The following is a 15,482-nucleotide window of genomic DNA, read 5'->3' as shown; positions in this document are numbered from 1 at the left end:
TCCAGGATTCCATTTTACCATCTCTCAATCTTATTCAATAAAGACAAATACCAGACACCATATACGAGATAGCGGAAAGCCTCGTCTATGGCAGTACGAAAGTCACTCGCGCGTCACGGCAGTCTGGCCGAGAGATACCTAGGGTGTGTTAACAATCATTAGTTTCGTTTAAACTGATTTAGTATTCATAGATTTTGGTGGGCCATGAGTCGGTTGAAGTTACGCGATGATCAGTGGGAGCGAATCGAGCACCTGCTCCCCGGCAAAGCCTCAGACTGTGGGGTAACTGCCAAGGACAATCGCCTGTTCGTGGAAGCCGTGCTCTGGATCGCTCGGACCGGCGCCCCGTGGCGTGATCTTCCCGAATCTTTTGGGCGCTGGCACACCGTCTACATGCGGTATAACCGTTGGTCACGAAAGGGCGTTTGGCAGCGTATTTTTGACACAGTAGCCGACGATCCCGATCTAGAGCAGCTGATGATCGACGGTAGCATCGTCAGGGTGCACCAGCATGGAGCGTCAAAAAAAACACGCAAGACGTCGAAGCCATGGGCAAATCTCGAGGCGGATTGAGCACCAAAATTCATGCCGCAGTCGATGCGTTAGGTAACCCAGTACGATTGGTTCTCACACCGGGCCAGGCGTCGGAGTATGGTGCTGCTCCCGCTCTACTGGAAGGTTTTTCCCCGCAAGCAGTGCTGGGCGACAAGGGGTATGACTCCACTGCTCTGCGGGACATGATTCAGGCCGCAGGTGCCGAGCCGGTGATTCCTCCGAAAAAGAATCGTTTGGCGCGCATTGAAGTAGACTGGCACTGTTACCAAGATCGCAATCTGGTGGAGAGGTTCTTTCAGAAAATCAAGAAGTTCCGGCGGTTATCTACACGCTATGAGCGACTGGCAAGAAACTACCAGTCACTCCTCTGCCTCGTGTCAGCCGCCATATGGCTGGCCTAATTGTTAACGCCCCCTAGAGCTCCCTGGCTATAACGCACGGTCCCTACGGGCAGAGCAATGGTATTGAAAAGGCTGGGTGTCATGATAGAAAACTCCGTTGGTCAGGGTTTTGTTATTGTAACGCCGTGCCGATATGCGCCACGGCAGGGAACCACCATAGCCTTGGAAGAGCAATTAGGAAAAATATTATTATTCTAATCTGTGAGTCAGTATATCCTATCCACCTCTTCAAGCATCGGGAGTTTCTTCTTTGCTGCTGCCCAGCAGCCCAAAGGCAGGTACTTCTCAACGAACCTGCCTTTGACGCGTTCAGGAGAAAAAGTGAACAGCAGCCGACATGCAGATAAGATGCTACGCTCAGGGTCATCCATTAAGCTAAGCTCAGTGGCAACCATGGCGTTGCTATTCACATGTTGGGATAGTTCGGCCCGCCCCCGCCTTCCGGTGCCACCCAGGTGATGTTTTGCGCCGGGTCCTTGATGTCGCAGGTCTTGCAATGCACGCAGTTCTGGAAATTGATCCGAAACTGCGGCTGGCCGTCGTCGTCTTCGACCACTTCATAGACGCCGGCAGGACAGTAGCGGGTCGCCGGTTCGGCGTATTCCGGCAGGTTATCGCGAATCGGCACAGCCGGATCGGAAAGCTTGAGATGGCAGGGCTGATTCTCTTCGTGGTTGGTATTGGACAAATAAACCGAAGAGAGCTTGTCGAAAGACAGCTTGCCATCAGGCTTGGGATAGTCGATTTTTTCGAACTCGGCCGCCGGCTTGAGAGCGGCGTAGTCCGGCGTGGTGTCGTGGATGTTGGGCAGCTTGCCGCCGCCCAGCAACTGGTCGATAAAATTGTAGGCGCCACCCACCACGGTGCCGTATTTGTGAAGGGCCGGGCCGAAGCTTGCGCTTTCCTTGAGCTCGGCGTAGGCCCAGCTCTGCTCCCACTTCTCGGTGAAAGCGGTCAGCTCCTCTCCGCCTTCGCTGTCGTTGGCGATGGCGTCGAATACGGCTTCCGCGGCGACCATGCCGGATTTCATCGCCGTGTGCAGGCCCTTGATCTTGGCAAAGTTCAGGGTGCCGGCATCGCAGCCGATCAGCAAACCGCCGGGGAACGTCATCTTGGGCAGGCAGTTGAAACCGCCCTTGGTGATGGAGCGAGCGCCGTAGGCAACGCGCTTGCCGCCTTCCAGGTGCCTGGCCAACACCGGGTGGTGCTTCATTCGCTGGAACTCGTCAAAGGGCGATAGCCAGGGGTTCTGATAGGACAAGTCCATGATCAGCCCAACCATGACCTGATTATCCTCGCCGTGGTAAAGAAACCAGCCGCCGTGGGCGTGCTTGTCCAGCGGCCAGCCCGAGCCGTGCAGTATCAGGCCGGGTTCGTGCCTGTCTGCCGGAATGTCCCACAGCTCCTTGAGACCAATGCCGTAATGCTGTGGGTCACGCCCTTCATTCAGGTTGAAGTACTCGATCAGGCGCTTGCCCAGGTGGCCGTGGGAGCCTTCGGCAAACAGCGTGTACCTGGCGCGCAGCTCCATGCCCGGCATATAGCCATCCTTGGGCTTGCCGTCGGCGTCGACGCCCATATCGCCGGTGACGATGCCGCGTACGGCACCTTGCTCATCCTGAAGGATGTCCTGGGCGGCAAAGCCGGGAAAGATATCGACGCCCAGCGCTTCGGCCTGCTCGCCGAGCCAGCGGCACAGATTGCCGGCGCTGGTGACGTAGCGCGACTGCTCGCCGCCGGTATTGTGCATGGCCCTGGGCACCAGGGCATGGGGCAGCTTCTGCGCCTTTTCGGCGTCTTTCAGCAGATAGAGCTCATCGCGCGTAGCGGGCGTCGTCAGCGGCGCGCCGCGCTCTTGCCAGTCGGGAAACAGTTCATCCAGCGCGCGCGCTTCGAACACCGCACCGGAGAGGATATGCGCCCCTACCTCGGAGCCTTTTTCCACCACGCAAACGCTCAGCTCGCGCTCTGCGCTGTTGGCCTGCTGCATTAATCGACAGGCCGCCGCCAGTCCTGATGCGCCGGCGCCAACGATGACCACATCGAACTCCATGCAGTCGCGTTCGGTTTCCTCAGTCATAGGACACCCACTAGGAAAATGGCCGGCAGTGATGATCACCATGATTCACTGCCGGCAATCAGAAAAGTGACAAGGCGAGGGGCGATTATAGTTTTTGCTCAAGCTCCGGTACGGCCTCAAACAGATCTGCCACCAGGCCATAATCCGCTACCTGGAAAATCGGCGCGTCCTCATCGTTGTTGATTGCCACAATCACTTTCGCGTCTTTCATCCCCGCCAGATGCTGAATGGCGCCGGAAATCCCCACCGCGACATACAGATCGGGGGCAACGATCTTGCCGGTTTGCCCTACCTGCATGTCGTTGGGCACAAAGCCGGAGTCCACCGCGGCTCGGGAAGCGCCAATCGCGGCACCTAGCTTGTCGGCGATGCCGTTAAGCAGCTTGAAGTTGTCGGCACTTCCCATACCGCGACCGCCGGAAACGACCGCTCGCGCGGCACCCAACTCGGGACGATCGCTCTCAGCCAAGGACTCCTTGACGAAAGCCGATATGCGATTCTCGATGCTCTGTTCGACTGCCTCGATACTTGCGTTGCCACCTGCGGCCACCGGGTCAAAGCCGGTAGCACGCACCGTGATAACCTTTAGGGCATCGCTGCTCTGCACGGTGGCGATGGCGTTACCTGCATAGATCGGTCGCCTGAAGGTATCGGCGGATTCCACGGCAATGATATCAGATATCTGCGCTACGTCTTTCAAAGCGGCAACCCGAGGCAGCGCATTTTTGCCATTCGTCGAAGCCGCCGCCAATACGTGGCTATAGTCATCGGCCAGCATGGCCAGCAGTTCGCTTAGCGGCTCGGCCAGCTGGTGGGCAAAAACGTTACTATCGGCCACGCGCACCTTGGTCACACCGTCGAGTTTGGCGGCCGCCTCCGCCACGGCGTCAACGTTGTCGCCGGCTACCAGCAGATCAATATTGCCGCCGATCGCCTGGGCGGCAGCAACGACATGGGCAGTCACACTGTCCAGCTCACCGTCCTGATGCTCTGCCAAAACCAGAATACTCATGAAATCACCTTGGCTTCGTTCTGGAGTTTGTCCACAAGCTCATCAACTGAGCCCACCTTTATGCCACCTTCACGTTCGGCCGGTGGTTCAACCTTGATCAGAGCCAACTTGCTGGCCACGTCGAGGCCCAGCTCTTCCGGGGTTTTGACGTCCAGCGGTTTCTTCTTGGCTTTCATGACATCCGGCAGCTTGGCATAGCGCGGCTCATTCAAACGCAGATCGGCGGTCACCACCGCGGGCAAAACCAGCTCAAGCGTCTGCAGGCCGCCGTCGATTTCGCGGGTCACCTGCAGCTTGCCGTCTTCCACGGTAATCTCGGACGCAAAGGTGCCCTGAGGGCGTCCGGTCAGCGCCGCCAACATCTGCCCCGTCTGGTTGTTATCGGTATCGATGGCCTGCTTCCCAAGAATGATCAGCTCCGGCTGCTCTTCCTCAACCAGCTTGGCCAGCGCCTTGGCAGCGCCCAATGATTCAACGCGCTCATCGGTTTGTACATGGATACCCCGATCCGCACCCAGTGCCAATGACGTTCGCAGCTGTTCCTGAGCCGCTTTAGGCCCAACAGTAACGGCGACCACCTCGGTAGCCACCCCCTTCTCTTTCAGGCGTACCGCCTCTTCCACGGCGATCTCGCAGAAGGGATTCATGGCCATCTTGACGTTGGTTAGGTCAACGTCGGAGTTATCCGGCTTGACGCGGATCTTGACGTTGTAATCAATGACGCGTTTGACAGCGACGAGTACTTTCATAGATGCATTCCCAATCAGAACCAGTGATAAAGTACGTATAAGTAGAGACGGTTGAATAGAAGCAAAAGTTGATATTTCTCCCAACGTGCAATAGCGCTGTTAGTATACTTTCCACTTCAGATATGCCCGCCCTAACCTGGCGGGCCTTTAAAATAAACGCTAGCTTATATTTAAGCTTCCTAGTCCACAGCGACTGCGGTGATTTCACGGCGGAAGGGGAGCTCGTCACCGATATCCTCGCTGTCCAACTCGCGAGCATAGCGATGCCCGGCATAGGTTGCCCAGGCAATCGGCCCCGGCGCATTGGCGTCACCGATAAGCTTTACCGACTTGATGCCCGCGTCTTCCCACTCGTCTTCACGCTCCAACAAGGCTTCGTACAGTTCATTGTTTTCCTTGAGGCCGGCGACCATCACCACAGAGTCAGCGTCAAATTTCTGAGTATACTGAGTATAAACACAGTTGCTGACAACGTGGTCGGCTGCAATTTCCGTAATGCCTCGGTTAAGCACGATATCTACACCGGCTTCTACCAGACGGGGATGAATCGCGACCTGTTCCAGCGTGTTGCGTGTCCAGTCGGACACATAGGCCGCCGGCGTAATCAACGTGACATCGGCGCCGTTTTTCGCCAGCAGCTCCGCCATTACGCCGCCCATATAGTAGTGGTCATCGTCAAAAACAATCACCTTACCTTCAGGTATATTTCCATCCATTAGGTCGTCCGGCGTATATATCCTGGCATCTGAAGACATGGGCAGAGGTACTACATGCTGACGCGCTACACCGTCGCGGCGCCAGGTAGCACCGGTAGCTATAGCTACGTTCTCGAAGCCAAATTCCATGATATCGTCCGCGCTCAGCTTGCTATCCAGGAAGATATCAACATCAGAACGCTGTGAAAGCTGATACTGGCGATAGTCGACTACCCGCCCCCATTCACTGAGTCCGGGAAGTTTAGACTCCCGCGTCACGCGACCACCGATTTCCGTACGGGACTCGGCTACGGCCACCTGGTAGCCACGGCGGCACAGTGCCCAAGCTGCCTCCAGGCCAGCCGGCCCAGAACCAACCACCAGCACGTTGTCACTATCGCCTTTGGGATTCATCTTTTCGGGGTGCCATCCTTTACGCCACTCCTCCATGAAAGTGGGATTCTGGGTGCAGCGGCTAATCGACATGGTCATGTCGCCGGTAATGCAGATATTGCAGCCGATACATTCGCGAATATCCTCAATTCGCCCTTCTTCGATCTTCTTCGGCATGAATGGATCAGCAATTGACGGGCGTGCGCAGCCAATGAAATCAAGCACACCTGAGCGCACCTGTTTGGCCATAACGTCGGGACTGGTAAAACGGCCCACGCCAACAATAGGCTTGTCAGTCAGCTCATGAATGCCGCGCACCAGCTCCTGCTGGGCACCTTCCGCCTTGAAGCGCGACGGCCCTGAACAATCTTCCCAAGTACCCTGTGCCAAATCCCAGAGATCCGGCAGGTCCTTGTTCATTTCGACATAGTCCCGCAGCTCGGCGTTGGAAAAACCCAATTCTCCGATCGTTTCGTCAAGGCTTACGCGCAGGGCAATTGCCATGGTGTCACCCACCGCGTCACGGATATCGGCGATGACTTCCTGAGAAAACCGTGCCCGATTTTCCAGGCTGCCACCGTATTCATCCGTACGCTGGTTGGTAGCTCTGCTCAGAAAATGCTGGAAAATACCGAAGCCATGGGCACCGTAAAGGTTAATGAGGTCGAACCCTGCCTCTTTTGAACGCTTGGCAGCGTTAACAAACCAGCGGCGCAGATCGCGGATATCGCGCTTACTCAAAGCCCTCGCCTGAACCGGATCGTTGGTAAAAGTACGAATCGGCAGCGCTGATGGCGCCATGGGAACCTCTTTCGTATAGAGGTTCGGCCCGTTGATACCGGAATAGGCCAGCTGGATACCCGCCAGGGCCCCGTGCTCCTTCATCCGGTCAGACATCTTCCTCAGCTGCGGAATGTCGTTGTCATCCCATAGCCTTAGCTCGATAAACGGCGTTATCTCTGATGTATGGTGCATCTCGCACTGCTCTGTGAAAATAACACCCCAACCACCTTCGGACTTTATCTTGCGCATTTCAGCCGCTGCCGATGGGTCACGATAACCGCCGCCGTTACAGTGCGGAACTTGATAGAACCGGTTCTTGGCAGTCAAAGGGCCAATTTTGGTCGGCTCAAAGAGTATGTCATAGCGTGAGTCGCGCATTGCTTAGTCCTCTCATTTTACGATCTTAATATCAGTAGCTACCCATCATCATATTGGTCAGGGCAACTTTACCATTATCCCAAGCCACATCGCTGCAGCCATGATCTCAGTAGAAAAAGCATCAGAGCAGCTCCTAACACGCATGCTGCAATGACACTAAAGAATACTGATTCGTAAGAAGCATTATATAACTTTCCCACAAACCCCGAAAGGCTAGCTCCTGCGCCAATAACCAGCCCTGACAATGAAACCATCTGAGAATAAAAGGCACGAGGCGCTAACTGCGACGATGCTGAGAAAATTAAAGGTGCAAAGGTGACCTCTGCTATACCAAAAATCACCATGCCCATAATAACCGGGACGAGACCAATATAGCCTTCGTGCAAAAGCGGCAGCAATGCGAAAGTGGCGTATGCAGCCGCCATCACCACCAAGCCAATTGCCATTTTGCTAGCTGTGCTTGGCTGACGCTCCCCCATTTTCTGCCAGGCAGCGGCGATAAATGGTCCTGCAATGATTCCAGCAATCACTTGGAAAACGCTGATATAGGCCGGTGGTATTTCCCAAAATCCAATTCTCAAATCAACTCGTGTATCAGCATATACAGCAAATGTTGTAAATAACTGAAGAACCATTGTCCAGAATATAATGGCAGCAATATAAACAGGTATGAAAGAATAAATCTTTCGGCGCTCTGATTTATCTACTGAGCTTGATGCTATCATGACCGAAAAATAGGCAAATGTCACCAAACCAATAGCTAAAAGAACGACAAGATCCACATTATCTAACGTGATCCAGCCTCCTATTCCTGCAAAAAAAGCCGCAGCTGCTATAGTGAAAACTGGCGCCAGGGCCTTTATCTTATCTTTACGACCAAGTGGCCTTGGTACTCTCTTTGCATCCTCAGGTAACGTGCTCCATCTAGCGACATAGATAATGAGACCGATAGCCATCCCTACAGCAGCAGCGGTAAAGGCATAGTGGAATCCAAAATGGCTATGCAAATAGCCTGTTATAAAAGGCCCAGCCAGCGCTCCAAACATTATTCCTGTGTAAAAAAGTGAAAAGCCACTGTCACGCCTAACTGGCTTATCTTTATATAGCTTGCCTACCATTGCAATTACATTAGGAAAAAGCCCGCCAGTACCCAAGGCAATCAGCCCTAGCCCCATAAGCAAACCTTGAAGTCCGGGTGCTAATGCGATAGTTATATGTCCAGCCATGATCAAACAGCCACTAACGAGCACCACTAGGCGAACGGGGAAAACCCGGTCGGCAAGCCAGGCTCCAACGGGCTGCATAAGGTATACGCAACCCCCATAAGCTCCGGTGATGGCCAAGGCTTGTTCCTGAGGAAGGCCTAAGCCACCATCGTTTACCGCATAATAAAGATAATAAGCAAGAATTACCTGTAAGCCATAGAAACTCAACCTTTCCCATAGCTCAACGCTTGCAAGAGTAAGGAGTCCTTTAGGATGCCCGCGTGCTGCGCCAAATACTCCTTCAGGCGATTCCTTTTTTAAACATTCACCTGATTCTACACCCATGGCATACTTCCTTATTTAGCATTATTCGAAGGTAACTTGGAGTCTGCCTCATGCATCTTTTCTATCAATAGCTATGCTTTTATTTTCTTGGCTTTCTTCGCAGCCTCATTCAGCACCGCCTGGTGATGCTCAAACACGTCATTCGTATATCTCATTGTAGTGCCAAATAGCTCAAAAGGCGTACTTATCTGCATATCCATACCGGATAACCCTTCGACTACGGCAAGCCCCATATAAGGAGTTGAAGCTGCGTCATATCCACCTTCTTGAGATAAAACAAGCCTTCCATTGCAAACTTCCTCGGCAAGCTGCCTGACTTTTTCTGTCATAGATTTAAAGCCCGACGGCGTCAGCGCCATTCTCCCTAGCGGGTCATAGCAGCCTGCATCAAGCCCCGAAGCGACAATAATCAAATCTGGCTCAAAATTCCTGACAGCCGGCTCAACTACCTGTTCTATTGCGGCAGAGTACACGCCGTTTCCCGAACCGGGTGGCAACGGCACATTAATATTATATCCGCTCCCTTTACCTTCACCGCTATACTCTGAAGTACCAACATTCTCCTCTAAGAAATAATAATCCTGATGGAGCGAAATAGTCAGTACGCTCGCATCCTCCCAGAAAATTTCCTGGGCACCGTTTCCATGATGAACATCCCAGTCAATAATAGCTACTTTATCAATACCGCTAACGGCCTGCGCATATCTAGCAGCAATAGCAACATTATTCAAAACGCAAAAACCAGCTCCACGATCGGTTTCTGCATGATGCCCTGGGGGACGCACTAGTGCAAATGCGTTGCTAACTCGATTTTCCAATACGTTTTTAACCGCTTCAACCGTTCCACCTGAAGATAGTCGAGCTATGGAAAAATCCCCGCCGGCAAAAACAGCGCCAGGACCTGCATAGGCACTTTTCTTTTCATTTTCCTGTTTCAGCATTTCAAGATACCTTGCGGAATGAACACGCAAAATATCTTCGTCGTTTATTTCGCTAGGGAATAAATTTTCCAGTGAGTCAACAATTTTGCATTGTCTCAGCAGATTATAAAACCGCTTCTTGACCTCTGGGCTGTCGTAGTTAGCTCCCGGCTCTGCCTTAAAAGGCGGAAACGGCTGACCCAGACTGTCATACCAAAAGTAGTCTTCTTGTAAGACGATACCTGTATTCATGGACTCTTCTCTCTTTGCTTACCTGTAAAGATTATTGTTAGAGCCTGGCAATTTCATCCAGGGGTTCAGGTTTAAATAGCGGCTTTTTCATCACCAGCTTGATCCAGACCACGGCAATCAAACTGACGATGCCCAGCACTACACCGGCGTTGGTGAAGATCTTTACCGTCAGTTCCGGAGCCGGTGAGGCATAGACGATGGCGTAAACCATGCCGACAATGCCCAGGAGCTGTGGCAAGGGATAGAAAGGTGCGCGATACGGACGCTTGACATTCGGGTAGCGGATGCGCAGTGCAATCACGTTCATGTGCGCGATAATGTAGGCCAAAAGCCAGGAGATAGCGGCTGATGTCAGCAGCAGGCCCACGGTGCTTGCATCATTACCCCATACCAGCAGCGGCAACCCGGTGACACCGGCAATAAACAATACGGCTACCCACGGCACCCGACTGGTGCGGGTCAGCCAACCAAGCATGGGAAAGGCCTGACCCTGATCCGCCATCCCCTGCAGCATGCGTGGCACCGCTGCCAAGGAAGTATTGACGGTACTGCAAGTCGCAGTTACTGCTGCCACCGCTAGCAGAAAGGTGCCTGATCCGCCAAAGGTTGCACTGGCGTATTCCAGGTGCGGCAGCTCGGCAGAAGTCAGGATGTCACGCGGCACATAGAAGAGCGCTCCCAGGCAATAGATGGCAAAAACTACAAAAATGGTAGTTAAGCCAATGTACATGGAGCGTGGAATATTGCGCGCGGGATTACGTGCATCACCGACCATCGGACAAACGAACTCGGCACCGACATAGCCCCAGATCGCCAGCGCAATCAGCGTGAGAGCACCATCGCCGAGGTTAAAGCCTTCCGCCAGCTTGGAAACGCTATAGGTATGGGGTGCAAAGCCACCGCTTAGCGCGCTTACGCCAAGCAGCAGCAACGCTACCACCATGGCAAACGCCAGGACATATTGCAGCTTGGCAAATACATCAATGCCCATCAGATTGAGCACAGTAAACACGGCGAGAATACCGAAGGCGACGTAATTGGTACTCTCCACGGCCGGATAAAGCACGCCAAGAAAGTAATTGACCAGCAATAGTTCGGCCGAAAGCGCAAACATCGCCACTACTACATAGCCGGAAAAGACTGAGAGAATAGCCGGGAAATGCCCCAGCGCCACCTCGGTATAGGCACTCAAGCTTCCGGCTCGAGGTACCAGCAGTGCCAGCTCAGAGAATGAAGCGGCGTAACATAGTGCCAGCACCCAGGCAATGGCTAGTGGCACAATGAAGGCAGCGCCGACAATGCCCACACCCTGGAGCATGATCACCATTGCGCCTTGGGACACAACCAGGCCAACGGCAACGGCAATCAGGGATTTGATACCTAACGCGCCGCGAGCTTGCGTAGCGTCACCACCGTTCGCTGCCGCAGTCGCTTTCACTGCAGCTGTCTGTTGTTGACTCATAATAACCCTCATTATTGTTGTCGGGGGGGGGGGTTAACCGCTCGCCTGCAGGGGAGTCAGACGAGCGTGTCATCAGGGTCTTATTGCGCCCGCATCATAGGCGAACCCAGGTAGTCTTGAGCTGAGTGAACTTGTCCAGCGCGTGCAAAGAAAGATCACGACCAAAGCCCGACTGTTTATAGCCGCCAAACGGCGTGATGAAGTCGATAGCGTCTACGGTATTGACCGATACAGTACCGGCCTGCAGGCGGCGAGAAATTCGATGAGCCCGAGACAGATTCTCGGTCCAGACTGAGGCAGCCAGACCATAGATAGAGTCGTTGGCGATCGCTACTGCTTCATCCTCATCGGCAAACTCAATCAGCGCCGCCACCGGACCAAATATCTCCTCCCGGGCAATCGTCATTTCTGCGGTCACGCCCTCAAACAGGGTCGGCGTCACAAAGGCGCCTTTTTCCTTGCCATCCGGCGCTTCGCCCAATGCCAGCCGCGCCCCTTCCTCCAGACCCAGCGAGATATAGCCGCGTACCTTACCTGCGTGATTGTCATCAATCAGCGAGCCTATATCGGTAGAGGGATCCAGCGGATCGCCTACCTTCAGCTGGGAAGCTGCAGCGACAAAGCGTTCGACAAACGCATCCTTGACCTCTCGCTGGATAAGAATCCTCGAATTAGCCGAGCACACTTCGCCCTGATTGAAATAAATGCCCTGCACCGCAACTTTCGCGGCTTCATCCAGGTCACTATCGGCAAAGATCAGGTTGGGGCTCTTGCCACCGCACTCCAGCCAAACCTGCTTCATGTTCGACTGGGCAGAATATTCCAAAAAGCGCTTGCCGGTAGCTGTGGAGCCGGTAAAGGCCAGGCAGTCAACGTTGCTGTGTAGGCCAAGCGCTTGCCCGGTAATGTGGCCATGACCGGGCAGCACGTTGAAAACACCGTCAGGAATGCCAGCCTCCTTGGCCAGCTGAGCCAGGCGCAGCGCTGTCAGCGGCGACTGCTCGGCTGGTTTCAGGATGACGCTATTCCCTGCGGCCAGTGCCGGCGCCATCTTCCAGGCGGTAATATCGAGGGGAAAGTTCCAGGGGATGACAGCTGCCACAACGCCTACCGGCTCTCGGGTAATCGTGGCCAGATTGCTACCATCGGTAGGCGCTACTTCGCCGTAGAGCTTGTCAATAGCCTCGGCGTACCAACCAAAACAACCCGATGCACCGGGAATATCAAGTTCAAACGCATCGCGAATCGGCTTGCCTGTATCCAGCGTCTCGAGCAGCGCCAGTTCTTCCTGATGCTCCATCATCAGGGCAGCCAGGCGCTGTAGTACTGCCTTGCGCTCTGCCGGGGCGGCCAGGGACCATTCACCAGCATCAAAACTCTTGCGGGCAGCGGCTACAGCACGATCCACATCTTCGCTACTGCAGGCCGCAACATCTGCCAGAACATCACCGGTAGCCGGGTTATGATTCGTCAGCGTTTGGCCATCGCTGGCCGGGGTGTTTTGGCCATCAATAAAAGCCTCGCTGGGAATCACCAAGCGGGATCGGAAATCGTGCCAGTAATGAGGATCAGGTACCGCCATTGAGTGCTACTCCATGGGCCAGAGTGTTGTTATAAAAAGGCCGTGTCGGCAAAGAGAACGACCGTGAAAATCACCATATCCCTACGGCGGTAGTTAACTAAAATATTATTATATTAACCTCTGGAACAGCTTATCCTATCCAAAAGCCATGGCGAGAACGCTCTCATACCAGGCCTTAGGCCGGTGCCACCTATATTTTCCAGCCGGGCAGGTAGATGAAGCACCGTTTGGTACCAATCCAAAGCTTCAGACGGCAAGGCAGACGGGGCGGATATAGAGGAAGTATCACAGGCCTAAGCGTCACACCTTTCTGATGCGCAGCGCCTCAAAGCGCTCAAATACCGCCGTCTGGGCTTCGGCATCTTCAACCAGACGAAGCATCGCTTCTGCATTAGGGGGCAAGCGTAGCTCGCTCAGGCAGGCAATACCCAGAGTCAATGGGAGCGCTTCATCTTCCAGGGCGAGCGCCTTCAAGTGATCACCACCGAAGTGCTCAAGGGCATCAAGCGGCGTATTGAACAGCGAAAACCCGAAGCCGTTAGCCACGAGTCCGCGCAGCATATCCATCGACTTGGCACGGTGTGCCACGCTGGGTGTTAATCCGTAATGTGTAAAAATCGACAGAAAGTACTCGCGGCTCAACGGCCAGTCCAGCAGCACCATGGGGTGCGTCACCAGCTCTTTTAAGGTAATGCTGTCGCGATTGCCAAGAGGATGGTCAACGGAAACGACGGCATAAGGGGGAAGGCGATACAGTGGGGTAAAATCAATAGTTCCGGGAATATCAAGGTCATAAGTGAATGCCAGCTCATAGTCTCCTTGATTCAGACCGCGGACGATATCTACCTGGTTCATCTCGTCGCAGTAAAGACTCACTGTCGGATGGCGGTCGGCGTAAAAACGCAGAAGCCGGGGCAGAAAAACGGGCGCAAAGGTAGGAAAAGAGACCAGCCGAAGTTCACCGCCTACATTTTCGCCCATGGAGATGGCGAACTTCTCCAGTCCCTCAGCATCACGCAGGAACTGGCGAGCCCTATCCAACAGCAGCTTTCCGGTAGGGGTCAAGGAAAGACCCTGGGCATGATGGCGGACAAACAGCTGCAGGCCCGTAACTTCTTCTATATGCTGGATCGCTGCCGAAATAGACGGCTGGGAAACATGTAATTTTTTAGCCGCCTGAGTCACGCTGGATAGCTCTCCGGCTACCGTAAAATAGCGCAGCTGCTTAAGGGTAAGTTGGCGCATCGGGTCATTATCACCGTTACAGGACGGATGGTGGGGCCCCACGCTAGGCGCAGGATGAGCGGTATGAGCTTATCATGCGCCCCTATTTTCGTCTTGTGCGACAGGCACTTTGCCCGGCTAACCAAAAGGAAGGAATCGATTTACCCGCCACTCAGCTATGCTTTAGCTGCCGTTGAAAAGCCATTCTCGACCAGCCGCCGCGCCTCGGGATCCTCTAGCGCTGCGATCAATCCGGCCAAAAAATTCTCACAGCGTGTCAGCTGTTCGCGCGTTACAAACTCATCGGGCTGATGCCCCTGTGCCATGCTTCCCGGCCCGCAAACCAGCGTCGGCAAGCCCAGCTCTCGTTGAAAGAGCCCTCCCTCGGTACCAAAACCAATACGCTCCCGAGTACGCTCGCCAAGCAGGGCAAGGATGAACTCCACCATCCCATGATCATCATCCATTGATAGCCCCGGATAATCTGTCAAACGCTCCAGGTGAATACCGGCCTCAGAGTGTGAGGAACGCATCTGCTTCTCCAGCGACGAAGCAAGCTCCATCAGCTCAGCGAGCAAAGCTTCGGCATCATCCTCGGGGACGTTGCGTATTTCGAGATCAAAAGAGCAGTTTTGAGGCACGATGTTAAGCGCTGCACCGCCTTGAACGGTGCCCACCTGCAAAGTGGTATGAGCAATGGCAAAGCGCTCGTCGAACGGTCCTTCTGCCGCCTTCTCCCGGGCCTTGTTTTCTACCCAGCCAATCAGGTGCGAAGCGGCATGAATGGCGTTAACGCCTTCGGGTGCCATACCAGAGTGGCATGCCTTGCCCCGCAGATGGAGGCGCACGGCAAGCTTGCCCTTGTGGCTGGTTGCCAGTCGCATTGAGGTTGGTTCACCAACCAGACAGGCCGCAGGTCGAACCGGCTGATGCGCCAGATCGTCGAGCAGTGTCCGCACTCCCAGGCAACCGACCTCTTCGTCGTGAGAAAAGGCCAGGTGGACCGGCACAGCCAGCTTAGCCTCGACCAAGGCGGGTACGGCAGCTAGCACAACGGCGAGAAACCCCTTCATGTCGGCGGTGCCGCGGCCGTAAAGGCGCTCACCGTCAGCGGTTAGCTGAAAGGGGTCAACACTCCAGTTCTGGCCGCTTACCGGCACGACATCGGTGTGGCCGGAAAGCATGACGCCAGCTCGTTCCGCAGGGCCAATTGTTGCGTAAAGATTTGCCTTTTCGCCCGTTTCATCAACAATACGTCGCGACGCCACACCGTGACTTGCCAGATAGTCTGCAACAAAATCGATGAGCGGTAAATTGGTGAGGTGGCTGGTGGTATCAAAGGCCACCAGCTCGGCAAGCAAATCGACCACAGAAGTTTGGGACATGGCAGCACCGAATCATCAACAATAAAAACGGGCAGCTCGATGGCCGCCCTGCTCTTAATTG

11 protein-coding genes are annotated in these 15,482 nt (G+C 54.3%); 1 reads left to right on the top strand and 10 read right to left on the bottom strand.

Translation table 11 applies throughout. The features are described 5' to 3' along the window. Window positions 1–204: 204 nt before the first annotated feature. Window positions 205–956 (top strand): IS5 family transposase gene (locus P1P91_RS05080; protein WP_407650535.1). Its coding sequence is split into 2 segments (ribosomal slippage): window positions 205–537 and window positions 540–956, totalling 750 coding nucleotides; the frame shifts between segments, so codons are not numbered across the junction. A 406-nt stretch (window positions 957–1,362) separates the two neighbouring features. Here the strand turns inward: P1P91_RS05080 and P1P91_RS05075 are convergent. The 10 genes from P1P91_RS05075 to argE all read right to left on the bottom strand — a co-directional run bounded on the left by P1P91_RS05075 (window position 1,363) and on the right by argE (window position 15,421). Then, window positions 1,363–3,036: an electron transfer flavoprotein-ubiquinone oxidoreductase gene (locus tag P1P91_RS05075; protein ID WP_311884972.1), complete on the bottom strand. Its 1,674-nt coding sequence runs from the start codon at window positions 3,034–3,036 to the stop codon at window positions 1,363–1,365. Window positions 3,037–3,121: 85 nt separating this feature from the next. Continuing rightward, the gene (locus tag P1P91_RS05070; protein ID WP_311884971.1) at window positions 3,122–4,048 is read right to left on the bottom strand and encodes an electron transfer flavoprotein subunit alpha/FixB family protein; all 927 of its coding nucleotides are present in this window, start codon (window positions 4,046–4,048) and stop codon (window positions 3,122–3,124) included. Beyond that, window positions 4,045–4,797 carry an electron transfer flavoprotein subunit beta/FixA family protein gene (locus P1P91_RS05065; RefSeq protein ID WP_311881901.1) on the bottom strand — a complete coding sequence of 251 codons (753 nt, stop codon included), beginning with the start codon at window positions 4,795–4,797 and terminating at the stop codon, window positions 4,045–4,047. The genes P1P91_RS05070 and P1P91_RS05065 overlap by 4 nt, the downstream gene beginning before the upstream one ends. Window positions 4,798–4,976: 179 nt before the next feature. After that, window positions 4,977–7,046: an oxidoreductase gene (locus tag P1P91_RS05060; RefSeq protein ID WP_311884970.1), complete on the bottom strand. Its 2,070-nt coding sequence runs from the start codon at window positions 7,044–7,046 to the stop codon at window positions 4,977–4,979. A 74-nt stretch (window positions 7,047–7,120) separates the two neighbouring features. Further along, on the bottom strand, window positions 7,121–8,596 hold the full coding sequence (locus tag P1P91_RS05055) for a peptide MFS transporter (RefSeq protein WP_311884969.1): 1,476 nt from the start codon (window positions 8,594–8,596) through the stop codon (window positions 7,121–7,123). Window positions 8,597–8,667: 71 nt separating this feature from the next. Beyond that, entirely contained in the window at window positions 8,668–9,768 is a 1,101-nt protein-coding gene (locus P1P91_RS05050; protein WP_311884968.1) for a class II histone deacetylase, read from the bottom strand. Window positions 9,769–9,805: 37 nt separating this feature from the next. Continuing rightward, window positions 9,806–11,230 (bottom strand): APC family permease, encoded by a 1,425-nt coding sequence (locus P1P91_RS05045; protein ID WP_311884966.1) that lies wholly within the window; start codon window positions 11,228–11,230, stop codon window positions 9,806–9,808. Between the two features lie 94 nt (window positions 11,231–11,324). Next, window positions 11,325–12,812, bottom strand: a complete 1,488-nt coding sequence (locus P1P91_RS05040; protein ID WP_311884964.1) for an aldehyde dehydrogenase — start codon at window positions 12,810–12,812, stop codon at window positions 11,325–11,327. A 300-nt stretch (window positions 12,813–13,112) separates the two neighbouring features. After that, window positions 13,113–14,057: a LysR family transcriptional regulator gene (locus tag P1P91_RS05035; RefSeq protein ID WP_311884963.1), complete on the bottom strand. Its 945-nt coding sequence runs from the start codon at window positions 14,055–14,057 to the stop codon at window positions 13,113–13,115. 155 nt (window positions 14,058–14,212) lie between these two features. Continuing rightward, a complete protein-coding gene (gene argE, locus P1P91_RS05030) occupies window positions 14,213–15,421 on the bottom strand; it encodes an acetylornithine deacetylase (RefSeq protein WP_311884962.1) in 1,209 nt (402 codons plus the stop codon). Between the last annotated feature and the right edge of the window lie 61 nt (window positions 15,422–15,482).

The sequence above is a fragment of the Halomonas piscis genome (genome assembly GCF_031886125.1).
GTDB classification, from domain to species: Bacteria; Pseudomonadota; Gammaproteobacteria; order Pseudomonadales; family Halomonadaceae; genus Vreelandella; species Vreelandella piscis.
Note: the sequence above shows the minus strand (reverse complement) of the source record. Positions and strands in the feature narration are given on the sequence as shown.

Excerpts from the sequence above, each read along its gene's own strand:
- P1P91_RS05045 (WP_311884966.1), bottom strand. The coding sequence starts at position 11,230 with ATGAGTCAACAACAGACAGCTGCAGTGAAAGCGACTGCGGCAGCGAAC.
- P1P91_RS05055 (WP_311884969.1), bottom strand. The coding sequence starts at position 8,596 with ATGGGTGTAGAATCAGGTGAATGTTTAAAAAAGGAATCGCCTGAAGGA.
- P1P91_RS05050 (WP_311884968.1), bottom strand. The coding sequence starts at position 9,768 with ATGAATACAGGTATCGTCTTACAAGAAGACTACTTTTGGTATGACAGT.
- P1P91_RS05060 (WP_311884970.1), bottom strand. The coding sequence starts at position 7,046 with ATGCGCGACTCACGCTATGACATACTCTTTGAGCCGACCAAAATTGGC.
- P1P91_RS05035 (WP_311884963.1), bottom strand. The coding sequence starts at position 14,057 with ATGCGCCAACTTACCCTTAAGCAGCTGCGCTATTTTACGGTAGCCGGA.
- P1P91_RS05075 (WP_311884972.1), bottom strand. The coding sequence starts at position 3,036 with ATGACTGAGGAAACCGAACGCGACTGCATGGAGTTCGATGTGGTCATC.
- P1P91_RS05070 (WP_311884971.1), bottom strand. The coding sequence starts at position 4,048 with ATGAGTATTCTGGTTTTGGCAGAGCATCAGGACGGTGAGCTGGACAGT.
- argE (WP_311884962.1), bottom strand. The coding sequence starts at position 15,421 with ATGTCCCAAACTTCTGTGGTCGATTTGCTTGCCGAGCTGGTGGCCTTT.
- P1P91_RS05065 (WP_311881901.1), bottom strand. The coding sequence starts at position 4,797 with ATGAAAGTACTCGTCGCTGTCAAACGCGTCATTGATTACAACGTCAAG.
- P1P91_RS05040 (WP_311884964.1), bottom strand. The coding sequence starts at position 12,812 with ATGGCGGTACCTGATCCTCATTACTGGCACGATTTCCGATCCCGCTTG.